Source organism: Kitasatospora sp. NPDC088134, assembly GCF_044741705.1.
GTDB lineage: Bacteria > Actinomycetota > Actinomycetes > Streptomycetales > Streptomycetaceae > Kitasatospora.
On record NZ_JBIUTD010000042.1, the window covers coordinates 25315 to 48392 of the forward strand.

General features: G+C 74.6%; 24 protein-coding genes. 13 read left to right on the top strand and 11 right to left on the bottom strand.

Annotation, left to right across the window (positions count from 1 at the left end; translation table 11 throughout):
• Positions 1-38 precede the first annotated feature (38 nt).
• Positions 39-740, top strand: a complete 702-nt coding sequence (locus tag ACIOHG_RS36225) for a hypothetical protein (protein ID WP_400957546.1) — start codon at positions 39-41, stop codon at positions 738-740.
• Here the strand turns inward: ACIOHG_RS36225 and ACIOHG_RS36230 are convergent.
• Positions 682-1359: a hypothetical protein gene (locus tag ACIOHG_RS36230; RefSeq protein WP_400957548.1), complete on the bottom strand. Its 678-nt coding sequence runs from the start codon at positions 1357-1359 to the stop codon at positions 682-684. The two genes, ACIOHG_RS36225 and ACIOHG_RS36230, sit on opposite strands and share 59 nt — an antisense overlap.
• 399 nt (positions 1360-1758) lie before the next feature.
• Complete coding sequence (locus ACIOHG_RS36235) at positions 1759-2319, bottom strand: SUKH-4 family immunity protein (protein WP_400957551.1); 561 nt, start codon at positions 2317-2319, stop codon at positions 1759-1761.
• A 491-nt stretch (positions 2320-2810) separates the two neighbouring features.
• On the opposite strand from ACIOHG_RS36235, the gene ACIOHG_RS36240 reads away from it, so the two are divergent.
• Entirely contained in the window at positions 2811-3302 is a 492-nt protein-coding gene (locus ACIOHG_RS36240; protein WP_400957554.1) for a hypothetical protein, read from the top strand.
• A 135-nt stretch (positions 3303-3437) separates the two neighbouring features.
• Here ACIOHG_RS36240 and ACIOHG_RS36245 read toward each other — a convergent pair whose 3' ends face one another.
• Positions 3438-3608, bottom strand: coding sequence for a hydrophobic protein (locus tag ACIOHG_RS36245; protein ID WP_380373826.1), 171 nt, complete (start codon positions 3606-3608; stop codon positions 3438-3440).
• A 149-nt stretch (positions 3609-3757) separates the two neighbouring features.
• Here ACIOHG_RS36245 and ACIOHG_RS36250 point away from each other — a divergent pair, with 149 nt between their 5' ends.
• From ACIOHG_RS36250 to ACIOHG_RS36265, 4 genes are all read left to right on the top strand, one after another.
• Positions 3758-3931 (top strand): CsbD family protein, encoded by a 174-nt coding sequence (locus ACIOHG_RS36250; protein ID WP_400957556.1) that lies wholly within the window; start codon positions 3758-3760, stop codon positions 3929-3931.
• Positions 3932-4123: 192 nt separating this feature from the next.
• Positions 4124-5296 (top strand): AI-2E family transporter, encoded by a 1173-nt coding sequence (locus ACIOHG_RS36255; RefSeq protein ID WP_400957559.1) that lies wholly within the window; start codon positions 4124-4126, stop codon positions 5294-5296.
• 358 nt (positions 5297-5654) lie between these two features.
• Positions 5655-6125 carry an SRPBCC family protein gene (locus ACIOHG_RS36260; RefSeq protein WP_400957561.1) on the top strand — a complete coding sequence of 157 codons (471 nt, stop codon included), beginning with the start codon at positions 5655-5657 and terminating at the stop codon, positions 6123-6125.
• Between the two features lie 48 nt (positions 6126-6173).
• Positions 6174-7823 (top strand): phytoene desaturase family protein, encoded by a 1650-nt coding sequence (locus ACIOHG_RS36265; RefSeq protein WP_400957564.1) that lies wholly within the window; start codon positions 6174-6176, stop codon positions 7821-7823.
• Positions 7824-8295: 472 nt separating this feature from the next.
• On the opposite strand, the gene ACIOHG_RS36270 is transcribed toward ACIOHG_RS36265, so the two are convergent.
• Complete coding sequence (locus ACIOHG_RS36270) at positions 8296-9507, bottom strand: helix-turn-helix domain-containing protein (RefSeq protein WP_400957567.1); 1212 nt, start codon at positions 9505-9507, stop codon at positions 8296-8298.
• A gap of 319 nt (positions 9508-9826) precedes the next feature.
• On the opposite strand from ACIOHG_RS36270, the gene ACIOHG_RS36275 reads away from it, so the two are divergent.
• From ACIOHG_RS36275 to ACIOHG_RS36285, 3 genes are all read left to right on the top strand, one after another.
• Complete coding sequence (locus ACIOHG_RS36275) at positions 9827-11083, top strand: Ig-like domain-containing protein (protein ID WP_400957570.1); 1257 nt, start codon at positions 9827-9829, stop codon at positions 11081-11083.
• Positions 11084-11447: 364 nt separating this feature from the next.
• Positions 11448-11753 carry a hypothetical protein gene (locus ACIOHG_RS36280; RefSeq protein ID WP_400957573.1) on the top strand — a complete coding sequence of 102 codons (306 nt, stop codon included), beginning with the start codon at positions 11448-11450 and terminating at the stop codon, positions 11751-11753.
• An 867-nt stretch (positions 11754-12620) separates the two neighbouring features.
• Positions 12621-13010, top strand: a complete 390-nt coding sequence (locus ACIOHG_RS36285; protein WP_400957576.1) for a hypothetical protein — start codon at positions 12621-12623, stop codon at positions 13008-13010.
• Positions 13011-13160: 150 nt separating this feature from the next.
• On the opposite strand, the gene ACIOHG_RS36290 is transcribed toward ACIOHG_RS36285, so the two are convergent.
• The 7 genes from ACIOHG_RS36290 to ACIOHG_RS36320 form a co-directional block, all read right to left on the bottom strand.
• Positions 13161-13685 carry a hypothetical protein gene (locus ACIOHG_RS36290; RefSeq protein WP_400957579.1) on the bottom strand — a complete coding sequence of 175 codons (525 nt, stop codon included), beginning with the start codon at positions 13683-13685 and terminating at the stop codon, positions 13161-13163.
• Complete coding sequence (locus ACIOHG_RS36295) at positions 13682-15073, bottom strand: DUF58 domain-containing protein (RefSeq protein WP_400957581.1); 1392 nt, start codon at positions 15071-15073, stop codon at positions 13682-13684. The genes ACIOHG_RS36290 and ACIOHG_RS36295 overlap by 4 nt, the downstream gene beginning before the upstream one ends.
• Before the next feature lie 89 nt (positions 15074-15162).
• The gene (locus ACIOHG_RS36300) at positions 15163-16230 is read right to left on the bottom strand and encodes an AAA family ATPase (protein ID WP_400957583.1); all 1068 of its coding nucleotides are present in this window, start codon (positions 16228-16230) and stop codon (positions 15163-15165) included.
• 51 nt (positions 16231-16281) lie between these two features.
• Positions 16282-16776 carry a hypothetical protein gene (locus ACIOHG_RS36305; protein ID WP_400957586.1) on the bottom strand — a complete coding sequence of 165 codons (495 nt, stop codon included), beginning with the start codon at positions 16774-16776 and terminating at the stop codon, positions 16282-16284.
• Positions 16777-16796: 20 nt separating this feature from the next.
• Complete coding sequence (locus ACIOHG_RS36310; protein WP_400957588.1) at positions 16797-17810, bottom strand: DUF4129 domain-containing protein; 1014 nt, start codon at positions 17808-17810, stop codon at positions 16797-16799.
• 135 nt (positions 17811-17945) lie between these two features.
• The gene (locus ACIOHG_RS36315) at positions 17946-18287 is read right to left on the bottom strand and encodes a DoxX family protein (protein ID WP_400957590.1); all 342 of its coding nucleotides are present in this window, start codon (positions 18285-18287) and stop codon (positions 17946-17948) included.
• Between the two features lie 241 nt (positions 18288-18528).
• Entirely contained in the window at positions 18529-19512 is a 984-nt protein-coding gene (locus ACIOHG_RS36320; protein ID WP_400957593.1) for a LysR family transcriptional regulator, read from the bottom strand.
• A gap of 219 nt (positions 19513-19731) precedes the next feature.
• On the opposite strand from ACIOHG_RS36320, the gene snpA reads away from it, so the two are divergent.
• From snpA to ACIOHG_RS36340, 4 genes are all read left to right on the top strand, one after another.
• Positions 19732-20394 (top strand): snapalysin, encoded by a 663-nt coding sequence (gene snpA, locus ACIOHG_RS36325; RefSeq protein ID WP_400957595.1) that lies wholly within the window; start codon positions 19732-19734, stop codon positions 20392-20394.
• 215 nt (positions 20395-20609) lie between these two features.
• Positions 20610-21200 carry a hypothetical protein gene (locus ACIOHG_RS36330; RefSeq protein ID WP_400957598.1) on the top strand — a complete coding sequence of 197 codons (591 nt, stop codon included), beginning with the start codon at positions 20610-20612 and terminating at the stop codon, positions 21198-21200.
• Between the two features lie 397 nt (positions 21201-21597).
• Complete coding sequence (locus ACIOHG_RS36335) at positions 21598-22269, top strand: transglycosylase SLT domain-containing protein (RefSeq protein ID WP_400957600.1); 672 nt, start codon at positions 21598-21600, stop codon at positions 22267-22269.
• A 160-nt stretch (positions 22270-22429) separates the two neighbouring features.
• Complete coding sequence (locus tag ACIOHG_RS36340; protein WP_400957603.1) at positions 22430-22723, top strand: putative quinol monooxygenase; 294 nt, start codon at positions 22430-22432, stop codon at positions 22721-22723.
• Positions 22724-23078 lie beyond the last annotated feature (355 nt).

The window sequence follows — 23078 nt, forward strand, 5'->3', positions numbered from 1 at the left end:
CAGGAAACCATCGGCTGGTTGTTGAAGGCGAGATCAACGTGTTCGAGTCCATCCACGGCCTCACTCCCTCTCGGGCCGCTCATCTGACTGCACTGGTCGAGGAGTGCCTCCCGCTCCTGAGCGGTGACGACGGGATGGAGCTGGTCCAAGAGCGGCTGCGTGAGCGGGGAGCCGGTGTCCTCGAAGCCATCCTCGTCACTCGGGAGCTGCTCGGCGTCGAGGAGGTGTCCTTGGGGGCCGCGAAGGAGATCGTACTCACGAGTCCAGCCCGCACGGCCGAGTTCGGCCGGCAGCTGCACCTGGCAGAGACGATCGAGGACTCTGACGACGGCTCGGCCAGCTGGGCTGGCGCCGCTGTCAGTACCGCCGGGGACGATCAGCTCATGCTGGTGGCGACGAATGAGGCCGGGCTGCGCGTCAGGAAGCCCTCGAAGCCTGCGATGAGCACCATGGTGGCGAACCTCCGACGCGGAAACGCGTTCCTGATTGTCGAGCGGGTCTCGGAGGAGTCCGACGCCAACCGGTATGTCCAGGTGTGGCTGCGCGACGACAACACGTATCAACTGGAATACCGGGACGGCAGTGCCGCCGAGCACTACCGGACTCGGACGATCTCGCAGGAGAAGGCGATCACTGCGGTGCTCGGGTGGGCTTCCGGGGATCCGTCCTGGACGGACGCCTTCATGTGGAACAACATCGGTTCTCAGTTCTCGGGTGAGAGTCAGCAGTCGGCCGACTGACCTTCTCCGGGACGGATCGATCAGCGTCGGCTTCCGCCGCGCGGTCGGAGTGGGACACCGATCCGTATCGGTCGGCGAACGCCCGTTGGCCCGCAGGCAGTTGGAAACCGATCGCCGCCGACGCGAGCTCCCACGGCACCGGGGCCACCCCCTCCGCGGGCGGCGGCCCGATCACCGCGGCGAGCAGTTCCAGCATCTCCCCGGTGTCCGGGTTCGCGCCCGCCTCGGCGCACCACGCGGTGAAGCGGGCCCGGTCCGTGCACTGCGGATCGTCCAGCTCCAGGACCACGGGTCCTGCCACGGCCGTGAAGGCATCGGCGGCAGCGCCGCCCGTGGACGCCTCCACCACCAGCCGGGCATTGGGCAACTCCACTGTCCGATAGGGCAGTTCGGACGTCAGGCGAGCGGGGTCCGCGGCCCGGTCGGGTTCCGGCACGCGGCTGACCGTGCGCCGGTCGTCGGGGGCCAGGGCCTCCGGCAGCGGGCCGGGACGGTGGGCGACCGGGCCGAGCTGCTGCCCGGGCGTCCGGACCGCGCCGCGTACGGTCGTCCCGGCCGCCGGCAGCACGACGTGGACAGGCTGTCCGCTCGGCGTCGGGTCTGCCGTGCCGCTGTGCACCGGTCGGACCAGCGGATGCGGCTTCCCAGCGCCGGGAGCTCCGGAGGCCCGGCACAGACGCGGTGCACGTGGGTCGTCGAGCCGACCGAACCACCGCGCGGACGGAGCGGTCGGGAGCGCAGGAGAACTGCGCGTCCCGCGATCGGTGCCGAGGCGCAGCCGGCCCGCCGCCGGCCCGGCGTCCGCGCCCCGCTCGGCCGCGTACTCACCGGGCGGGAGCGGTTCCGACGGCGCGGCGGACAGGAGGCAGGAGGTACGGGCCGGCCTGAAGGGGCAGGCCCCGGGCTGCGCAGCGGCCCGGTGGGGGCGACGGGGAGGCTGTACAGGCGCTTCTCGCCGAAGTGCGCCGGCAGCGCCGCCGTCGGCTCGTCGCTCATCCGCGCGGTTCGTCTTTCCTGGTCACAGCATCGGGTAGGAATCGAGGTACGCCTCCCAGAACCGCGCACCGCTCTCGAACGGCAGACGGTCCCAGGCAGTCATGTCCTCACGGATGATTTCCTCGACGCCGGCCCAGTCGTTGGGAGTTGGACGCTCCTCGGGGAGCGGCTTCTCCGCGGCGAGCTTGTACACCAGGTAGCTCAGTGAGGAGAGGTCCTGGTGGACCAGCTCGAATTCGACCTCCGAGTCCGGGTCCGAGACCCAGATCGTTCCGTCGGTGAGCCTGATGTAGACGTCCGCCTGGTAGACCTCGCCCAGCGGCTGGAGTTCTCCGTGCGGGGTGTCGATCGGCTCCGGGTCCTCGCCCTTGACGAAGGCCGTGTCGGGGCTTGCCGGGTCCCGCTCCGCCAGAGCGGCCAGGATCCGGAACAGCCCGTTGGAGTACGGGATTCCGACCTCTGCGGCGAACCGGGCATCGGCCTCGTCCGGCCAGATCCGCGCGGCCGCGTCCGGCCGCAGCCGGAGCAGACCGCCCGCCGGCGTCTCCGCCACGACGGCCTGCCAGTCGATCGATACCAGCACCTGTCACTCCCCCCGATCCACGGACCGACCCTACCGGCCCTTTCGGGCACGCTTCGCCGCCCGCTCGGCCCGCTCCGCGTCGTCGGCTTCTCGTTCTGCCGGCCCCGCTCGTCGGGGTCGGCGGTGCCCGTCGTGCCGCCGTACTCGCCCGCCGCACGGTCCTTCTCGGAGCTGATCGGGGTAGGCCCGGTGGCCCAGGTCGCGGTCCTTGGACCGTGTCCTGCGGGGTGGGGCGGAGGAGACGTCTGTAGCAGCACGGGGCTGCGGCAAGGCGAAGGGAAGGAACGCCAGGTGGTTGCCGGGATTGCGTTCGTGGCGGGGGCTGATTCGGCGGTGGCCGGTCGTCCACGAGATGGTCCGTCCGATGACCCACCGGCGGCGCCCGGGACGCTCGCCGGACTCGATGCCCTGGCAGTGCCGCCTGACGCACCCGGCCCTCCCCCGGCGCCGCGCCGATCCAGCTCCTCGACATCCAGAGCGCGACCGCGACGGTGCTGGCCACTGGCGGGGCACTGCTCGCCCGGGCGCAATATGCCACCGCCACCCGCCCGATGATCGGGTTCGACGAGCGCGTGGTCCGCCTGTCGCCGGACGCCCACGGTTTGGTCTGGGGCTGCCAGCTCCGCAACGGCGCGCAGGACGCGGCGACAGTCCGGGACGTCAGGTATGCGGTGCGGTTCCTCGGGCACGACCAGCCGGCCGCCGGGACCTGGCTCGATCGCGACGCGTTGACGGATGAGCTGGAGCGCATGGGGCTGCGCGCGGACGTCGACTACATGGTCAAGTTGTGGACGCGGGGGGCACCGCTGGCCGGCCAGGAACGTTCCATGATCGGCTGGTTCGGCCCGCACGCGCTGGGCGTGATCGACACGCTCGTCGTCCGCGTGCAGGTCGTCGACCGCGTCGGCGACGTGCACGAACGCTCCAACAACCTCTTGAAAGCGGCGATACGCGAACCCCGGCAGGTCACCCCGGACTGGTGACGCCCCACCCCGCCGTGGACGCGGGCGGTCGCCCAGCGCGGCAGCCACGTCACCGGGCGGGCGCAGGGCGATCAGCCGCTCGCACGAGACGTCCGTTCCGGCGGCCGCACCCGGGCCGCCGGAACGGGGTGGCGGCTACCAGCGGTACCAGCGGCCCCGGCCGCCCGTCGCGTTCGTGCTGCGGGCGACGAAGCCCACCAGCCACACCACCAGCACGACGACGGCGACCCACCACAGGGCCTTGAGCGCGAAACCGGCACCGAACAGGAGCAGGGCCAGCAGCAGGACGAGAAGAAGGGGAACCACGGCAACCTCCGAGCAGTCTGTTGTCGGACCGCCGCGTGCCCCGGCAACCGGCGAATATTCCTACGAATCTTCTCGGTCCCAGCGGGCAGGCGGCGCCCCGCAAGGACAACCGGCGCCGAGCGGGCGCACCCGGCTGCGAGGAGGACGCGATGAGCACGGGCGACAAGATCCAGAACACCGGCGACAAGCTCAAGGGCACCGTCAAGGAGACCGTCGGCAAGGCCGTCGGCAACGAGCGCCTGGAGGCCGAGGGCCGCACCGACAAGGCCAAGGGCGACCTCAAGCAGGCCGGCGAGCACGCCAAGGACGCCTTCAAGGACTGACCGCCACCGAACAACGCGTGTGGGGCCCACCCGGCCACCGGGTGGGCCCCACACGCGCCTGCACAGGGCGCCCACCGGGGGTCTGCCGGACGGCCGCCCGCAGAGCCTTCGGAGCGCTTGTACCTGACGCGCCGGGGCAACCGGACAGTGCTCCCACGGGCCCGCGAGCGGAACGGACGTACGACATTGAAGATGCCACCGGGACTGCGCGTCGTCACCACCGGAGCAGCCGACGGGATCCGCCGGCGTCTGCTGGTGCCGCCCGACGCCGCGCCGGGCGCGCCGGCGGCCGAGCCCCTGCCGTCCCCGGCGCCCGCAGCGCCCGCGCGGCGCTCCTCCGTCGGCCGGCTGCCCGGATTCTCCGCCGGGCTGCGACTGGCCCTCGGCGCCCTCACCGGCTGGTTCCTCTTCCGCCAACTGCTGCGGCTGGAGGAGTTCCTGACGCTCCTGCTGCTCTCCGCCTTCCTCGCGGTGAGCCTGGAGCCGGTCGTCGCCGCGCTGTGCCGGCGCCGGCTGCGGCGCGGCTGGGCGGTGGCCGCCGTCCTCGGCGCCTTCCTGCTCCTGGCCGCCGGCTTCCTGCTGCTGGTGGTCCCCCCGGTGGGCCAGGAGGCCGGCGTCCTGGCCCGGCGCCTCCCGCTCTGGCTGGACCAGGTGCACGACCACCACTCCGCACTCGGCCGGATCGAGGACCGCTTCCACCTGGCCGAACAGGCCAAGAACGCCCTGGGCGGCGGCAGCGGCCCCGGCCTGATGGGCGGCGTGCTGGGCGCCGGCCGCCTGCTCCTGGACACCGTCACCTCGGTCACCGTGGTCGCCACCGTGACGCTGTACCTGATGGCCGGAATGCCCGACATCAAGGAGTTCTGCTACCGCTTCGTGAAGGGCAGCCACCGCGGCCGCGCCCGGGAACTCACCGAGGAGATCCTCACCCGCACCGGGCGCTACATGCTCGGCAACCTGGTCACCTCCGTGATCGCCGGCCTCGCCACCGCCGTGTGGTGCGCCGCGGTCGGCGTACCGTACGCCGCCGCCCTCGGCGTGTTCGTGGCGCTGATGGACCTGGTACCGATCGTCGGCTCCACCATCGGCGGCATCGTCGTCAGCCTGGTCGCCCTCGCGGTCTCCTGGCCCGTCGCCCTGGCCACGGCCGGCTTCTACGTCGGCTTCCGCCTGCTGGAGGACTACCTGATCATGCCGCGGACCATGAAGTTCGCCGTCGACGTCCACCCCTTCGTCACCATCGTGGCCGTCCTGGTCGGCGGCGCGCTGCTGGGCATCGTCGGCGCGCTGGTGGCCGTTCCGGCCGCGGTCGCCCTCGGCCTGCTGCTGGACGAGTTCGTCTTCCCCCACCTCGACCAGCGCTGAACACCGGCCCCACCGCTGCCGCGCACGCACGACTCCGTCACCGCCCGACGACCAGCCCGTCGCCGGGGCTGCCGCGCCGCGCCCGAAACGTCCCCGCACACGCGGCAGCCCGGTCGGGCAGTCGCCACCGACGATCACCGGCAGCAGTACCGGCCTGTTCGGCCGTTGCAACGTGCGGATGGCCCTCGCAACGGGCCGGGGCCGACACCGCGACGGCCACCGCCGACGGGTGACACGCGTGTGTAGCGCTCTGCCGTGGCGGACAGACGGCTGATGCCGACGCGACACACCGGCGTCGGCGCGCGAGCCTGGTGCGGGGGTGTCTCCCGACCCGGCACAAGGATGTCTTGGAGGAGCGATGGCGGTTCGGCACCAGTTGATCGAGCGGTCCCCGGAGCAGGTGTGGTCCGTGCTCGCCGACCCCGAGCGCTTCTGCGACTGGGTGGTCGGCGTCGCCGACAGCGCCCCCGGCCGAGGCGCATGGCCCGAGGTCGGCGCCGCACTCGAGTACCGGCTCGTCCTCGGCCCGTGGCGAGCGGGCGGCCACACCGTGGTCCGCCGCAGTGAGCCCCCGCTCCTCCTGGAACTCGAGGCGTACAGCGGGGCTCTCGGCACGGCCCGGATCGCCATCGAGATCCGCCCGTGGGGCGAGCGGGAGAGCCTGGTCATCGTCGACGAGCACCCCCTGCGCGGCGCCGCCGGCACGCTCCACAACGCCGCCGCCGACGCCTTCCTGCAGCTGCGGCACCGCAGCATGCTGAAGCGGTTGGCCGACCTCGTCGAGCGCTCCGCGCAAGCCGAGCCCCGACCCGCCGGGCCCCCTGCCTGACCGGCCGCCGCCGACACACCCGATACCACCGGACCAGGAGAGTTGATCATGGCGGACGCCGTCGTCGTCGGAGCGGGCCCCAACGGCCTGGTCGCCGCGAACCTGCTCGCCGACGCCGGATGGGACGTCGTCGTCCTGGAGGAGCAGCCCCGTCCGGGCGGAGCCGTCCGGAGCGACCGCGGCGTCCACCCCGACTACACCAACGACCTGTTCAGCAGCTTCTACCCGCTTGCCGCCGCCTCGCCGGTCCTGCGGGCGATGGAGCTCCACGACCACGGGCTGGCCTGGAGCCACGCCCCCGCCGTCCTGGCCCACCCGCTGTCCGACGGCCGCTGTGCGGTGCTGGAGCGGGACGTGGCGGCCACGGCCGCCGGCCTGGAGGAGTTCGCAGCGGGCGACGGAGACGCTTGGCGCGAGCTGTACGGCCTGTGGGAGCAGGTGGGCGGCGACCTGTTGGGCTGCCTGTTCGCGCCCTTCCCTCCGGTGCGCTCCGGACTGCGGTTGCTCGCCCGGACCCGGGTGGCCGGAGCGCTGGGGCTGGCCCGCACGATGCTGCTGCCGGCCCGCCGGCTCGGGGAGGAGTGCTTCGCCGGTGAGGGCGGTCGGCTGCTGCTGGCGGGCAACGCGCTGCACGCCGACCTGTCGCCGGAGTCCGCGATCGGTGGCGGGTTCGGCTGGTTGATGAGCATGCTCGCCCAGAGCCGGGGATTCCCGGTCCCGGTCGGCGGGGCCGGTGCGCTCACCGCCGCGCTGGTGCGTCGGCTGGAGAGCCGGGGCGGGAGGGTGCGGTGCGGGGAGCGCGTCACCGAGGTCGTGGTCCGGCAGGGGCGGGCGCTCGGGGTGCGCACCGCAGGGGGGACGGCGGTGCGGGCCCGACGGGCGGTGCTCGCCGATGTGTCCGCGCCCACGCTGTTCACCCGGCTGGTGGCCGCCGAGCACCTGCCCGCACGACTGCTGCGGGACCTGGACCGGGGCTTCCAGTGGGACTTCTCCACCTTCAAGGTCGACTGGGCCCTGGACGGCACCGTCCCGTGGACAGCACAGCGGGCATCCGGCGCCGGTACCGTCCACCTCGCCGACAGCGTCGACGAGCTGACGCGCTTCGCCGCGCAGATCGCCACCCGCCACGTCCCCGACCGGCCGTTCCTGCTGCTCGGCCAGATGACCACCGCCGACCCGTCCCGCTCCCCGGCGGGCACCGAGTCCGCCTGGGCCTACACCCACGTCCCGCAGCGGATCGCGCACGACGCCGGCGGTGACGGCATCACCGGTGCTTGGGACAGGCGTGAGCAGGAGGCGATGGCCGACCGGATGGAAGCGCAGGTGGAACGCTACGCCCCCGGCTTCCGCCACCGGATCCGGAGCCGCCGGATCCTCAGCCCCGTCACCCTGCAGAGCCTGGACGCCAACCTGCACGGTGGCGCGATCAACGGCGGCACCACGGCCCTCCACCAGCAGTTCGTCTTCCGTCCCACCCCTGGCACCGGTCGGCCGGAGACCCCCGTCACGGGGCTGTACCTGGCCTCCGCCTCCGCCCATCCCGGTGGCGGCGTACACGGCATTCCCGGCGCCAACGCCGCCCGCGCCGCCCTCCGCGGCCCGGTCGGACGGGCGCTCGGTACCACGGTCCGGCGGATACTGACGCCGTCCGGCCACCCCGAGGAGACCCCCCGGTCCTGCCGGGCGTTCCGTCCCTGACTTCCGCGGTCGGGTTCCGCGCCGGGTCGGGGCGGTTTCGCCGGCGGGTCGGCGGGTCACGAGGCCGGTCATCGCGACGTGGACCATGGCTTCGGAGCGTGCGGGAAGGGCTTCGTGGCCGCGTGCGAGGCTGCGGCGGTTCAGCAGCGGCGGTTCAGCAGCGGCGGTTCATCAATCGTGTCGGTGATGGTGTTCCGCCTCCTGCCCACAGTCTTCTTCCCGACCTCGACGCCCTGGCCGGCGGCGGGAACGTTCGTGGAGGTCTTCGCACTCCGGGCGTCGAGGACGCACGCCGCCGACTCCGGATCACGGCCTTCGGCGGCGCGGACCAGGCGTCGAAGGAGGCCGCCGAGCTGCCCGGACCCACCCCCTCCTTCGGCCGGCGGGCGAAGGAGGCGCAGGCGGTCTCCCGGGGGGGGTGGCCGGGCATGTGGTGGGGGCGCGGGTCGCGGGTCGCGGGTCGGGCGGGCTGTCATCGGCGGGTGGGGAGGGGGCTCCAGGCATTGCCCCCTTCCGGGTAGCCGTACAGCGGTAGGCCCTTGACGGCGATGGTGCGGAAGGGGGTGTCGCCGCCCGGGCCGATGGTCAGCGTGCCGGTGCGGTTTCCACTGGACCACTCCAGTTCCAGGTACCAGCTGACGTCGCGGGAGGCTGTTCTGGCGGTGACCTGGATGACCTCGGGGTCGTGGGCGCTGACCTTGAGGGGCAGGCCCGTTCTGTCCTCTTCGAGGGAGGGGCGGGGGCGGGCCGCGTCCAGGTCGAGGCTGTAGGAGTGGATGCTGACACCGCCGCCGCATCCGTTGCCCATGGAGTAGGCGTTCCAGGGCGGCGGGGCCTGGCTGCGGGTGATGCGGGCGTTGAGGGCGGTCAGGACCACCGTGGCGTCACCGGTGCCCTGGACGACGAGGTCGACCGACTGGTAGCCGCCGGGGACGGCGCCGGTCCCGGAGATCCAGGCGGGAAGGTCGACGATCGCGGGCGGCGGGGGAACCTGCGAGGGTGGACGGCCGACCGCGTACGTGTCGCACTCGTGGGTCCAGAACGATGCCGGGCGGACCGTGACGGTGAGCGGGGCGCTCGTAGCGGGGTCCGCGGGGCCGGTGGCCCCCGGTGCGGGGGACCTGGTGCCGGTTTCCGGGGCGGGGGCGGGGGCGGGGAAGGGGCCGCTTCCCGGGCCGGCCGTGACGCCGAGGACGGTGATGCCGGTGGCAGCGATCAGCGCGGCGAGCGTCGTGGCGGCGGGCACCCGGTGGCGGACCCGGCGCCGCAGCGGGACGGGCACCGCGGCGGGCGTCGTTGCGGGCCGGGGCTCCCGGACGGGTTCCGGGGCCGGTGCCGGGACGGGAGCGGGAGCCGGTGGCGCCGGTTCGGGTGTCGGTGGTGCCGGTGGTGCCGGTACGGGAGCCGGTGGCTGCCGGTCGCTCCGGGCTGTGTCGGCGGCGATCCACAGCCGGTGGAGATCGGTGCGCTCCTGCGGGGTCGCCCCGCACAGCCGCGCGAGGCGTTCCAGCGGGGTGAACTCCGCCGGCGTCACCTCGCCGTTGCAGTAGCGGTGCAGGGCCGAGCCACTCAGGTGCAGCCGTTTGGCCAGCGCGCCGTAGCTGAGACCGGAGCGGCCCTTCAGCTCCTGGAGCAGCCGCGCGACCTCCTGCGCCTCCGGTGCCGCACCGGTTTCCCCCTGCATCGCTCCCCCACCCCGTTTCGTGGACCCCTGAACCCCTGGGTGCTCGCGGCCGGGCTCCGGCCCCCGCCGTCGACGGGGCTCCGGGAGCGCGGAGCCGCGCGGCCCCGGCAAACGATCATGCCATCGCGGTGCCCGGGGCGGGGGGCAGGGGAATGCGGCTGCGGCCGGGTGCCGGCGCACCCGGCGCGCGTGTCCCGGGCGGGGGGCATCCGTGCAGGTCGGCCGGGGTGAAGGCGTCCCCGTGTCCCTGAACACCGTCCCGACCTTGCGGGCGGGACGGACGGGTGCCCAGGCTGGCGGCGAACACCGAGGGGGAACTGTGAGCACTGTTCGGGCGGCACGGGCCGCGATACGCACCGGCGGGAGGGCCCGCCGCGCGGCGGCGGCACTGGTGGTGGGCGGAGTCCTGCTCGCGTCCGCAGCCTGCGCGCACGGCCGGGACGAGAACGTCTCCGCCGCCCCGGGCGCCTCGGCCGCCCCCGGCTCTTCCGGCGCTTCCGGCGGCGGGTCCAGCCCGGTGGCGGGGGTGTCGGGCGCCGTGCTGGACGTGGAGCCGAAGGACGGGGCCCGGGACGTCGCACCGACCGCGCTGCGGGTGTCCGTCTCCCACGGCACCCTCACCGCCGTCGACGTCACCGACGAGGACGGCAGACCCGTCCCGGGTTCGACCACACCGGACGGCACCGGTTGGAAGCCCGCCGCCGCGCTCGCCCCCGGCACCGCGTACACGGTGAGCGCCCGCGCCAAGGACGCCGGCGGCTCGGTCGCCGCGGCCACCAGCTCCTTCACCACCGCGGCCCCCGCCAGACAGGTCTCCGCCCACGACAACATCGCCGACGGCGGGACCTACGGAGTGGGCATGATCGTCGAGGTCGACTTCAGCGGCAGGATCGTGAACAAGGACGCCGTCGCCGGGGCCATCACCTTCGAGACGGACAACGGGACCGAGGTGAAGGGCCACTGGTTCGGCGACAGCCGGCTCGACTTCCGCCCGGCGGCCTACTGGAAACCGGGCACCAGGGTCACCATCCACTACCGGCTGAAGAACGTCGAGGTCGCCCCCGGGGTGTGGGGCGACGTCGACAAGGACGAGCCGTTCACCATCGGCCGCTCCCAGGTCTCCACCGCGGACGCGGCCGCGCACCTGATGACGATCGTGCGGGACGGCCGGACCAGCACCGTGCCCGCCACCCTCGGCGACGACCAGCACCCCTCCTGGGGCGGGACGATGGTGGTGATGTCGAAGGAAGAGGTCACCCACATGAACTCGCAGACCGTCGGCCTGGGCAGCGAGTACGACATCCCCGCAGTCCCCCACGCGATGCGGCTGACCCGGAGCGGCACCTACCTCCACGGGAACTACTGGTACAAGGGCGACCCCTTCGGCAGGGCCAACACCAGCCACGGTTGCGTCTCGCTCAAGGACGTGGAGGGCGGCAGCGACACCTCCCCCGCAGGATCGTTCTTCAACAGCTCGCTGATCGGCGACGTCGTCACGATCGTGAACACCCGGGAGAAGACCGTCGCCCCCGACAACGGCCTCGGCGGCTGGAACCTGCCCTGGACCACCTGGTAGACGAAGACCGACGGCCGCCGGCGGGGGCGGGCACCGGGGCGGGGCAGCGCCTGCACGGCCGGGGCTGGCGTGCTGCGGCCTTCCCCTCGATCCTCACCGTCCGGGAGGGCGAGAATCGGGCCGGCGACCCGCGCGGGACCAGGGGCTCGCGGACCGGGCCCTGGGCTCCTCGACCGCCGGGCCAAGGCACTCGGAAGCCCTCACAGCGGAGGGCGTGCCGAGCGCCCGTACGTGTCGCACCGGCGGCACTCCCCCCGCACTTCACGCACCCCCACCGCCCGGGAGGCTGGCAGAGACCGACTCCCGGGCGGGCGGGGTCCGGCCAGGCCGTGTCCTGTGGATCACTGCGTGAGGTAATTGGCCCATGAGCTACTTCATGTACGACGTCATGGGTGGGGCGGTCGATGAGCCTGATCCGGAGGCGATGGAGCGAGTGCTGGACGGCCTCGCGAACGCCGACGACGAGCATCCCGACGTGTCGCTGTCGCATGAGAGCGAGTGGTGCCTCAGTGCCTTCCGCAGCGGTCTGCTGATCTGGGAGAACACGGAGGACGACTCGGTGGCTCCCGTGAAAATGCGCGAGGTGACCCGCGAGGAGACTCTCCGGCTCTTCCGGCTGCTGGCGGCCGGTGACATCGCCTCGATCGAGGCGCTTCCCTGGCAGCGGTGACCGGCCCTCTCATCAGACCCGTGCCCAGGGGAAGATCGCTGCGACGTGAAGTGCCGCAAGGCGGTGGACGGCGAGCTTGCCCGTGCGCATCGCGATGCCGCGCCACTGCTTGAGCCGGTTGATGCACCGCTCGACGGTGTTGCGATGTTTGTAGGCCTGGCGGTCGAAACCGGGCGGGCGTCCGCCTCGCGAGCCACGTCGCTTGCGGTCGGCGACCTGATCGGCAGGTTCGTGCCGCGGTCGGCGGGCGCCGTGCCGGTGACGGTCCTGACCGTGCCGTCCGGGGGGCGGCGTACCGGGCGCGGCGCGCGGCCGGCCGACTCGGCCCGGGGCAGGTGGTCGGCGCCGACCACGGGCAGGGGGCTGCAGCAGCAGGCCGGCCCGCCCCTCCGGGAAGGGCCGGGCACAGCGGGCGCAGCGGGGACGGGCGGCCTGCTCCTGCTTCTGCTCCACGCAGTACGGGCAGGACGGGTGGTGGCAGTCGTGGCCGGCGCCGTCGTGGGCGGTGGCGCGCAGGCCGGCGTCGAGGTGGTCGTCCTCGCCCGGCGCGGCGGCGGGCGCACGGCTCGCACCAGCGGCAGGTCCCGCAGACCACGCGGCGGTGCAGCCGGTGCTCGTTCGGCACCGTCGCCCTCGCAGGCGGGCGGGTCGGCGGGCGGCGTGGTGGTCACGGTCGTCTCCCCGGATCGACACGGCGGTACGGGGCGCAGGGGGTGCCGGGGTGCGCGGCCGGGGCGGCGGGGGGCGGGGGCGGTGGGCGGCTGGATGTCTCGGCGGCCCTGTAGCCGTGGGGCGGCCGGTGTGCCAGGCTGGGCCGGCCGTAAGGGCTGGCCGTACGGGCCGGGGCGAGGGGACGAGGGGGAGCACGTGGCGCTGGGGATCGTACGTCGTGGAGCGGTGGCCGCGGCCGCCGGTGTGCTGGGGTTCGGGGCGCTCGTCGCGACGGCGGGGGACGCCGCCGCCGCCGACTACGTGCCGATCGACGTCGGCCACTGGGTCGGCCTCTACACCTATCCCAACACCTCCCAGAAGGCCGGGTGGGCCGACGTCCCGCCGGGCGGGGAGATCATCGCCCAGTGCTGGACCGTGGGCGAGAGCATCGGCAACTACGGCAACACCTGGTACCGCACGAACCAGATCTTCTGGAGCAACGGCCGCGGATGGGCCACCGTCTCGTCGAACGTCTACGTCTTCGCCGGGTACGCGGACGGCAACGCGCGCACCGTCGACCGCGACCCGGACATCCACCGCTGCTGACCCCGCTCCGCCCGCCGGTACCCCGCCCGGGCCGCGATCGGCCCGACACCACCGGCGGCCCGACCCGCGCCCACAACGGCGCGGCAGAACAACACCCGCACACCGGCCGCGGGTACCGGTGTGCGGGTGCGGGTGTGCGGGGGCGGGCCGTCAGCGGTCGCGGGCCTGGCCGCGGAGGGCGAGGGCGACGGTGGCGGCGGTGGCCGTGAGGGCGAGGACGGCCAGGAGCGGGGCCCAGCCGTCGACGGTGGCGGGGAGGAAGGCCAGGGCCAGGACCGCGGCGGCGCCGGTGCAAGCGGCCACGGGCGCCAGGCGGGTGCGGGGCCGGCGCAGGCCCGGCGGGCCGGCCGTGCGGGCGTCGGTGAGCAGGAGGTAGGCCAGCAGCAGGGCGGTGCAGACGGCGGCGGTCCACGGGCCCGGGCGGTGGAGGGCCGCCAGCACGACGGTGCCGGCCGCGAGCACGGTGTTGCGGTGGTGGGCGAGCCGGCCGCGCAGGCCCGTGGCCGCGCGGACCGGGCGGCGCATGACGGCCGGGGCCGCCCACCAGGCGACGGCGCAGGCCGCGGCGGCCACCAGCAGCCCCGGCACGCCGTGGCGCGGCAGGGCGGGCGGGTCGCAGGCCGCGAGGGCCAGCGCGAGGCCCAGCGGCCGGGCGGTGCGGTCCTGGGACCTCATCGGGACCTCCCCGGGATTCTGGAACGCATCAAAGGGGCGAGGGACAGATCGAGGCTCTCGCCGGGGCGGTGGGCCACCACCGGGATGCCCCGGCCGCGCAGCACCGCGCGCATCGCCTCGCGCTCGGCCTGCCACAGCTCCAGGGCGAGTTCCCCGGCCGGGTCGTGGTCGGCGGTGGCCCGGGGGCTGCCGGTGGGGACCTCGACGACGACCAGCGGGGTCCCACGGGCCGTCAACTCGGCCAGGGTGTCGAGGATGCGGAGGTCGGCGAGCGGGGTGAGCACGTACACCAGCGCGTCCGCGGGCACCGCCACCGCCAGCGGAACGGCCTCCGGACGGGACCGGCCGGCAGTACCGCGACCGCCAGTACCGCGCCCGGCGGCGCCGCCGCGGCCGGCGAGCGGGTCGCGGCCGGCGAGCGGGTCGCGGGCGTCCAGGACCGTCTCCACGATCCGGTAGAAGTGCGCGTCACCCGTCCCCGGGCGCAGCCAGCGCACCGCCGTGCCGACGCTGACCACACCGACCCGGTCGTGGCTGCGCAGGTAGGCCCGGGCGATGCCCGCCGCCGCGCGGACCGACTCGTCCAGGCTGGAGGTGCCGGTCGCGGCGTCCACGTAGTCGGCGCGGGCGTCGATCAGCACCACCGTGTCGGCGGCGTGCTCGGCCGCGAAACGGTTCAGCTGCAGCGCCCCGCGCCGGGTGGTCGAGGGCCAGTGGATGCGCCGCTGCCGCTCCCCCCACGCGTACGGGGCCACCCCCACCACCTCAATGCCCTCACCGGCCCGGCGCACGGTGTGCTCGCCGATCGACGCCGGCAGGTGGACGGGCACCGGCGTCAGTGCCGCGTCGCCCGGCACCGGGAACACCTGCGCGCGGCCCAGGTCGGCCCGCACGGTGCGCCGGACCAGGCCCCCGCGGTCGTGGACGTCGATGTCGACCGCGCCCAGGACGGGGTGCCCCCAGCGCGCCACCGCCAGCTCCAGTTCCACGGCCTCCCCCGTGACGGCCAGTGCACGCAGCTCCACGCCCGGGCCGAGGTGGACGCCCGGGTCGAGCCAGCCCGCCGTCCCCGCGAAGTCGACACCGATCCGCGCCGTGAGAACCTCGCCCTCGAAACAGCGCCGCGGGCTCACCTCGACGGTCGCAGACAGGCCCCGCGGACCGCTGCCCCCCGCCGCGCCCAGGACCAGTAGCACGGCCGCAGCCGCCGCCGGAGCCAGCAGCCACGGCTCCCGCAGCAGCAACGCGGCACCCGCCGCCGCCACCGCGACCGTCAGCAGCCGCAACGCCCGGACCGTCAACCGCCCGCCGGAAGGCGGGAGCGGCGGCGGCTCCGCCGCGTCGGGAACGTCCTCACCGAGCGCACGGGCCAGAGCCAGGCCCGTCAACCGCCCACCCACAGGCGCAGACGGGGACGGGGCGGGCGGCCCGGCCGCGTCGGAAACGCCCCCACCGAGGGCGCGGGCGCGGACCGGTGTCACGCGCCGACCGCCGCCGGCCGCTGCGCGCCACCCTCCGCAACCCCGGACGGAACCGCACCCGCACCCGCAGCCGGGGCCGCAGCCGGGGCTGTCCGCGGAGCCGGGACCCGGGCCACCAGGTCCGCGACGACCTCGTCCGCGTCCACCTGACGGACCCACAACTCCGGCCGCAGCGACACCCGGTGGGCCAGCGCGGGAACCGCGAGCGCCTTCACGTCCTCCGGAACCACGTAGTCCCGCCCCGCCAGCACCGCCCGCGCCCGGGCCAGCTGGACCAGCGCGAGACCGCCGCGCGGGGACGCGCCCACCCGCAGCTGCGGGTCGCAGCGGGTCGCGTCCAGCAGCGCGACCACGTAGTCGACCAGGTCGCCGGAGACCTCCACCCGTTCCAGCGCCGCCCGCATCGCCAGCACCTCCGCCGGATCGGTCAGCGCCCCGAGCACGGCCTCGGGCGCCGCCCGGTCCAGCCGCGCCCGCAGCATCGCCGCCTCGTCGGCCACCGGCAGGTAGCCCATCCGCACCCGCAGCAGGAACCGGTCGAGCTGCGCCTCGGGCAGGGTGTAGGTGCCCTCGTACTCGATCGGGTTGGCGGTGGCGATCACCACGAACGGGGACGGCAGCCGGTGGGTGGTGCCGTCGACGGACACCTGCGTCTCGGCCATCGCCTCCAGCAGCGCCGCCTGGGTCTTGGGCGGGGTACGGTTCAGCTCGTCGGCCAGCAGCAACTGGGTGAACACCGGCCCCGGGCGGAACACCATCTCCCCGGTGCGCTGGTCGTAGAACGGCGCACCGGACACGTCGGAGGGCAGCAGGTCGGGCGTGAACTGGATCCGACGGAAGTCCAGGCCGAGCGCGGTGGCGAAGGACCGGGCCAGCAGGGTCTTGCCGAGCCCCGGCAGGTCCTCGACCAGGACGTGGCCACCGGCCAGCACGGCCAGCATGACCAGTTCGAGGGCCTCCCGCTTGCCGGTCACCGCCCGCTCGACCTCGTCGAGGACGGCACGGGCGCGCTCGCCCGCCTGCTGCGGCGTCAGCGTGCCGGGGGCCGGGTGGGTGCTGGTCACGGTGCTCCTGAAGAAAGGAAAAGGGAAGGGGAAGGAGGGGCGGGGGCGCGGTCAGAGCCGGTGCAGTCCCTCGACGAGCAGGCGCAGGTCCGACTCGGTGACCGGGCCCGGCACCTCGGCGCGGGCCGGGTCGAGCCACGGCCACACCTGCGGGCCCGTCAGTTCGGCGACCCGCTCCGGGTGGTGGTGGCGCGAGAGGCGGTGGCGCTCCAGCAGCCGGGCGTCGTACAGGCGTTGGACGCGGTGGCGCAGCACCGGCCCGTAGCCGTCCTCCTGGCGCAGGGAGCGGGCCACCAGCTGCCGCCAGTCCCCCAGGTCGACCTGCCGGGCGCGCATCCGGTGGGCCTCCTCGCGGTGCCCCGGGTCCTCGGAGTGGGCACCGGCCGCGTACCGGGCCACGACCAGCGCGAGCACGGCCAGGACCAGCGCCCCGCCGCAGAACGCGGACAGTCCGCCGACCAGGGCGAGACCCGCCTCGACCACGACGACGAGAACGGCGGCGTGCGCCAGGCTGTGCGCGACGCTGCCGGGGACGAGGGGCTTCACGGAAGGCTCCACGGGAGGTTTCACCGGACGCCCGCCGGCAGGCCGGCGGCGGCGGTCGGCGCGGCGGCAGTCGGCGTGGCGAGGGCGGCCGCGATGGCGTCCAGCGCGGCGGTGGCACGACGGACGTGGTCGGCGTCCATGGGGTGGGTGGAGTAGCGGGCCTCGCGGAACAGCTCCGCCAGGATCTGCGCGTCACCGGCGTCGTCCAGACGGCCGGTCCGGGCGGCGCGGCTCAGCAGGTCGGTCGGGCTGTCGGAGTCCAGCAGGTCGACACCCGCGCCGGCGAGCGAGACCTCCATCGCCCCGTAGCAGGCGATCACCGCGCTGCGCGGGTCCGTACCGCTCAGCAGCGCGGCCCGCCCGGAGGCGACCGCCTCCGCAAGCACGCCCGCCCCGGCCGCGCCGCCCGCCCCGTGCACCGGGGCCGCCACCGGCAGCGGGGCCGGGCGGGAACGGCGCCGCCACCACCACCGGGCGGCGATCACCACGGCCACCAGCACGGCTGCGGCCAGGGCGATCCACAGCAGTCCCGTACCGAGGTGGATCCCCGACTGCGGGTGCGGGGACGAAGTACCGTGACCGGCCACCGGCCCGCCCCGGACGTTCGGCCCCACCGTCCCGATCGGCAGCTGCGTGGGCTGCGGCTCCTCGGCGACGAACGGCGCCGGAGCGGTGTCCCGCGCGTGCACCAGCAGGAACGCGACGGGGACCAGGACCGCCCCGGCCACCAGCAGCCACCCGACCGCGTCCGCGAGCCGCCCCGCCGCGGCCGTCGGCGGCGTACCGGACCTCGACGAGGCCCGGAACCGCCGTGCGAGCACGCCCAGCAGGACGGTGCTCCCCACGACCAGCAGGCCGATCGGACCGGAGTGGTGGGCCAGCGGCGCGAGATCGTGGCCGCGGGGCGGGTCCGCGTCCGGCCGCAGGGCCAGCGCCGCCAACCCGAGCCCGAGGACCGCGGCACCGGCGGTGGCCGCGCCCGCCCAACGCGACGCGACCGCTCCACGACGACCGGCGCCGCCCGTACGCGACATGGTGCTGACTCCCCCGTACTCCCCGCATCGGCCCGGTGTGCTGGTTGCGCATGCTCGGCCGACCGGGCGACAGCCTCGCACACCGCCGGACGTTCTGTCAGCAATCGAACGGCCGGGCCCGGCGGCGGCCGGCGGTCAGAGGGTGAGGGCGAGGGTGGCGGCGACCGGGGCCAGGTAGAGGACGGGGAAGGCCACGGTCTTGTAGGAGCGGGCCCGCAGGACGGTGACCACCGCGCCGAGGAAGTACAGGACCAGGCCGACGGCGGCCGCGACGCCCAGGGCGGGGACGACGAGACCGGCCAGCAGGCCGGCGGCGCCGGCGAGCTTGGCGAGGGCCAGCGGGCCCCACCAGGAGCGCGGGACGCCGTACTCGACCAGCGGGACGGTGACGAACCCGGCACGGCGGGCCAGCGAGACGCCCGAGAACCCGACCCAGGCGGCGGTGGCGACGGTGAGGACGACGAGGGTGACGGACATCGGGGACTCCCGGGTGCGGCGACAAGGGGCAGGGGACGGAGGACCGGAGGACACGCGTCGTGCCCCTCGGGTTCCGCCGCACCTGCTCGGACACTCCCCTGACCCCGCGCGGGCAACGGATGTGACAGCCCCTCGGAAAGTTCTTCCCCGCAACCCGGTGGCGGTCGGCCCGGCGACGGAAAGCCGGGCCGGTGACGGAAAGCCGGGCCGGTGACGGGAAATCAGGCCGCTGACGGGAAATTCAGATCGGCGCCCCCGCCGGGGCGAGGAGGGAGTGCAGGGGACGGTTGTGGCGGCGCAGCCAGGCCCGGTAGGCGGGGCTGAGGTCGGCGAGACCGAGGTAGGCGTGGCGGAGGTCGGCCCACAGGCCGTCCAGGGCCGGGCCGGCGACGGTGTCGGGGCGCCAGGCGAGCAGCAGTCGGACGGCGAGCGGGTCGCCGTGGACGGGGCGCAGGACGGTGCCGGCGCCGGGCGGGGAGGTCGGCTGGCAGGGGCGGACGGCCTCGCCGGAGGCGACGAGTTCGGCGGCGGTGGCGTTGTCCCGGACCTGGACCACGCGCGGGTCGAGTCCGGCTTCGGCGAAGACCCGGCGCAGCGCGGCGTACTCGTGGTCGGCGGTCGGGTCGACCATCCAGGTGTCGTGGGCGAGGTCGGCGAGGCTGACCACCGGGCGGCCGGCGGCGGGGTGGGTCGCGGCGAGGGCGACGAACTGGGGCTCGCGGGCGACCAGCACCCGCTGCTCGGTACCGGCCGGGACGTGCAGCGGGAAGCCCTCGCTCTCGTGGACGAAGGCGATGTCGAGCTGTTCGGCGGCGACCAGGTGGAGCAGCGCGATCGCCGAGATGTCGATGTGGATGGTGGTGTCGGTCTCCGGGAACCGGTCGTGGATGCGGCGCAGCCAGGCGGCGACCGCGCGACTGCCGACGCTGCCGATCCGCAGTCGGCGGCGGCCCGGTCCGGCGGCCTCGGCGCGGGCGGCGGCGACCAGGGCGTCCATCTCGGTGATCACGGGGCGGGCCCGGGAGAGCACCGAGTGGCCGAGGACGGTGGGGCGGCTGCCGGTGCGTTCGCGGGTGAACAGCCGTCCGCCGATGGTCCGTTCGATGCGGTGCAGCTGGGTGGTCAGGGTCGGCTGGGTCATGCCGAGTCGACGGGCGGCCTTCCGGACGCTGCCGGTGTCCGCGATGGCGCACAGCACCCGGAGGTGTCGGACGTCGAGCTCCATCACGGGAGCATAGCCAGGCGCCCGCTCTCTGCCAAGAGCATGTCAAGAGCTGCCCATGGGACGTCAACTCGGCCGCTGCACAAGGGTATTGCTCCGAGCTATCGCCGGTTGCCATCTCCGCGCCCCGCCCGGCCTGCCCCAAGCTCGGTGCAACACCACCTGTCACCGCGTCCCGGACGGCCTCCCCACGGCCCCGGGACCCGCGAAATGGAGTCCCCCATGAACCGCTCCATGACCGTGCTCGCCGCCGCCCTCGGAATGGTCCTCGCGGTCGGCGCCGCGGCCGTGCCCGCCTCCGCCGCCCCCGGCCCCGCCGCCTCCGCCGCGGGCACGGCGGCCACCGCCCAGGGCTACACCCCCGCGGCGGGCATTGCCGCCGGCTCCGCCGAGGACGCCAACAACAAGGCGTTCTACGAGGCCGTGATGAAGTCGGCCCGCGCCAAGCAGGCCGCCACCCCGTACCTGCTGGCCGTCACCGTCACCTACGACGCCAGCCAGGCCCCGACCTTCCGCACCGTCATCTCGCAGAGCGCGCAGATCTGGAACTCCTCGGTCACCAGGGTCCAGCTCCGGGCCGGCAGCAACGCCGACTTCCGCTACTACGAGGGCAACGACTCGCGCGGGTCCTACGCCTCCACCGACGGGCACGGCGGCGGCTACATCTTCCTCGACTACGCGCAGAACCGGCAGTACAGCTCGCTGCGCGTCACCGCCCACGAGACCGGCCACGTGCTCGGCCTGCCCGACCACTACTCCGGCCCGTGCAGCGAGCTGATGTCCGGCGGCGGCCCCGGCACCTCGTGCACCAACCCGTACCCGAACACCACCGAGCGGAACCGGGTCAACAACCTCTGGGTGAACGGCTTGGCCGTCACCGGCTGACCCCCGCCCGTCCCCCCGACCTGACCGGCCCGCGCCCGCTCCACCCCGGGGCGCGGGCCGGTCGGGTTCGCCCCGGGCCCGTCTCCCCGACCCCTCTCCCGGGCCCGCCGTCCGAAATCGCGTGTCGGCCGGTCACCGCACTGTGCTCCAATGTGGCGTCCCACCGTCCACGCACCACCTGCGGGTGCGTCGAGAACCGGAAGCAGTGCCGGCCGATGAACACCGAGTGCCCCCGCTGCGCCACGTCCGAGCAGACCGTGAACGTGCCGCACGCCCTGAACGACCCCGCCCACCCGCTCCCGGCGCCGGAAGCCGGCCAGTTGCTGCCCCCGCCCCCGCCGCCGCCCGCGACGGTCCGGCGCAGCACCCCTGCCGTCGTGCTGTACGTCGCGGCGGGCGTGTTCACCGCCCTGTGGCTGCTGAACACGGCCAATGTCCCCGGACCGGAGGAGGCCGACGCCGGCTACCGCCTGGGTGCGCTGCTCGGCCCGCTGCTGCTCGTCGTCCCGCTGGCGCTCGCCGGGCTGGTCGTGCAGCTGACGACCCGTCCGGGGCGGGTCCGGGCGGCCGAGCGCGGGGCCGGGGCGCAGCACGCGCTCTGGGAGCAGCACCACCGGGTGTGGCGGGCGGCCTGGCTGTGCCGGAGGTGCCGCGCCGTGTTCTTCCCGCAGGGGGCGCTCGGCCCGGACTCCCCCGCCTCGCCCGCCCTGGAGGCGGCGCAGCTTCCGGGGTGGGTGGTGACGGCGGCGGCCCAGGCCCCGACCCCGGCCGTGATGGCGCCGACCGGGCCGGGCGCCGCGGGCTGAACCGTCCGGGTGCGGTGGGCGGCCGGGGGTGTGTCAGATTCCTTGGTTCCGGGTCGAACTGACGGGGTCTCGGCCGTTCGTCCACCAAACGCGCTGGTCGAAAAGTTTGTGAGATCTGCCACGGCGGAGGGAATTGCGTAGACACGCCCGCGTGCGGCATGGTGTGGGTTCTGTCAGGCCCCGCGTACGGCAGCACCTCGCCCCAGGACCCCGGTCTGCGGGCGGAAAACTGAACACCGCACGGCCGTACGCCGCTCGATCGAACCGCCCCGCCCGGCTCCGCCCGGACAGGCGGCCGAGCCCGCGCCTCCGGTGACCAGCGTTCGACGGAGACCAGTGCCAGGGGCAGATACGCGCCCGTACGGTCACACGCCGGGCGACGCTGGAAGGAAACCATGTGACTCGGATCTCGGTCCGGGGAGTCGCTGTCGCCTCCGCCACCGCGGTGACCGCCGTCGGTGCCGTCGTGGGCGCCGCCTCTGGCAGTGAGGGCAAGGCCGCCACCACGGTCGACGTGGCCAGCGCGACCCTGCTCGCCGACGCGCCCGCCGGCGCGCACGTCCAGAACGTCAGCGACGGAATCGGCCGCCAGGCCGACGCCCAGCAGGTCTCCGCCGACGCCGCCGCCAAGAAGGCCGCCGAGGAAGCCGCCCGCCAGAAGGCCGCCGCCGACGCGCAGGCCAAGGCCGACGCGGAGAAGGCCGCCAAGGCCGCGGAGGACAAGCGCGCCAAGGAGGAGGCCAACCGCGCCGCCGCCCGCAGCGTGCTGGCCACCGTCAGCCCCGGCTCGGTCCAGGACATGGCGCTGCAGATCGTCGGCGACGCCGACCAGTTCCAGTGCTTCAGCCAGATCGTCAAGCGCGAGAGCGGCTGGAACTACACGGCGATGAACCCCTCCGGCGCGTACGGCCTGGTCCAGGCCTTCCCCGGCTCGAAGATGGCCTCGGCCGGCGCGGACTGGCGCACCAACCCCGCCACCCAGATCAAGTGGGGCCTGAACTACATGAACAGCCGCTACGGCAGCCCCTGCGGCGCCTGGTCCTACTGGCAGGCCCACCAGTCGTACTGAGAGACGGATCCTGCCGCACGGCAGGTCGGAGCACGGGCCGGTGGCCCGCCGCTGCGACCTGCCGTTCTGCTTCCCCGGCCCGCCGATGTCCACCGCGCGCTGACGAGGGCTCACGTAAACTGCGCCGTCCCGGCACGTCCCCGTCGAACGGAGCGCCCCCATGTCCAAGGTCACCGCGATAGCCCTGCTGAAGGCCGCGCCCGGCGCCGAGGAGAAGGTGCGCGCGCAGGCCCTGTCGCTGGTCGAGCCGTCGCGGGCCGAGCCGGGCAACCTCAGCTACCAGGCGTACGTCCATCCCGAGGACCCGAGCGCCTGGCTGGTGTTCGAGGAGTGGGCGGACCGCGCCGCGTTCGAGGCGCACCTGTCGAGCCCGCACCTGACCGAGGCCCTCGCGGCCGGCCCCGGCCTGCTGGTCGGCCCGCCGACCGAGCACGTGTTCACCACCGGGGAGTGACCTGGGAGTGACCCCGGGGCAGTCGATCCCCCGGGGCGCCCATCGCGCTGCCCTCCCCCGCCCTGCGCCCCGCGCCCCGACCAGCTCGACGCCGTCCTGCACCGCCTCGGGCCGCACCGCGCCGTGCCGCACCGACCCGCCGGGGCCGGAGGGTCCGGGCCGGCGAAAGATCCCGGAAACGGCAGCCGTGGTGGTACGACTGCACGAGGATGACCGTGTTGGACGCGCGGACGTGCGGACGTGCAGACGTGCGGGTGAGCTGCGGGTGAGCGGGACAGGGGTTCGGGTGGGTGGGGTGGACGGCGGCGGCGGGTCGGGGGAACTCGGCGAGCTGCGTGCGCTGTTGCAGGACGGG

Bases quoted from the DNA above. Each gene is read 5' to 3' on its own strand.
- ACIOHG_RS36250 (WP_400957556.1), top strand. From the start codon at position 3,758: ATGAGCACGGGCGACAAGATCCAGAACACCGGCGACAAGCTCAAGGGC.
- ACIOHG_RS36255 (WP_400957559.1), top strand. From the start codon at position 4,124: ATGCCACCGGGACTGCGCGTCGTCACCACCGGAGCAGCCGACGGGATC.
- ACIOHG_RS36260 (WP_400957561.1), top strand. From the start codon at position 5,655: ATGGCGGTTCGGCACCAGTTGATCGAGCGGTCCCCGGAGCAGGTGTGG.
- ACIOHG_RS36265 (WP_400957564.1), top strand. From the start codon at position 6,174: ATGGCGGACGCCGTCGTCGTCGGAGCGGGCCCCAACGGCCTGGTCGCC.
- ACIOHG_RS36270 (WP_400957567.1), bottom strand. From the start codon at position 9,507: ATGCAGGGGGAAACCGGTGCGGCACCGGAGGCGCAGGAGGTCGCGCGG.
- ACIOHG_RS36280 (WP_400957573.1), top strand. From the start codon at position 11,448: ATGAGCTACTTCATGTACGACGTCATGGGTGGGGCGGTCGATGAGCCT.
- ACIOHG_RS36290 (WP_400957579.1), bottom strand. From the start codon at position 13,685: ATGAGGTCCCAGGACCGCACCGCCCGGCCGCTGGGCCTCGCGCTGGCC.
- ACIOHG_RS36310 (WP_400957588.1), bottom strand. From the start codon at position 17,810: ATGTCGCGTACGGGCGGCGCCGGTCGTCGTGGAGCGGTCGCGTCGCGT.
- ACIOHG_RS36315 (WP_400957590.1), bottom strand. From the start codon at position 18,287: ATGTCCGTCACCCTCGTCGTCCTCACCGTCGCCACCGCCGCCTGGGTC.
- ACIOHG_RS36320 (WP_400957593.1), bottom strand. From the start codon at position 19,512: ATGGAGCTCGACGTCCGACACCTCCGGGTGCTGTGCGCCATCGCGGAC.
- snpA (WP_400957595.1), top strand. From the start codon at position 19,732: ATGAACCGCTCCATGACCGTGCTCGCCGCCGCCCTCGGAATGGTCCTC.
- ACIOHG_RS36330 (WP_400957598.1), top strand. From the start codon at position 20,610: ATGAACACCGAGTGCCCCCGCTGCGCCACGTCCGAGCAGACCGTGAAC.
- ACIOHG_RS36340 (WP_400957603.1), top strand. From the start codon at position 22,430: ATGTCCAAGGTCACCGCGATAGCCCTGCTGAAGGCCGCGCCCGGCGCC.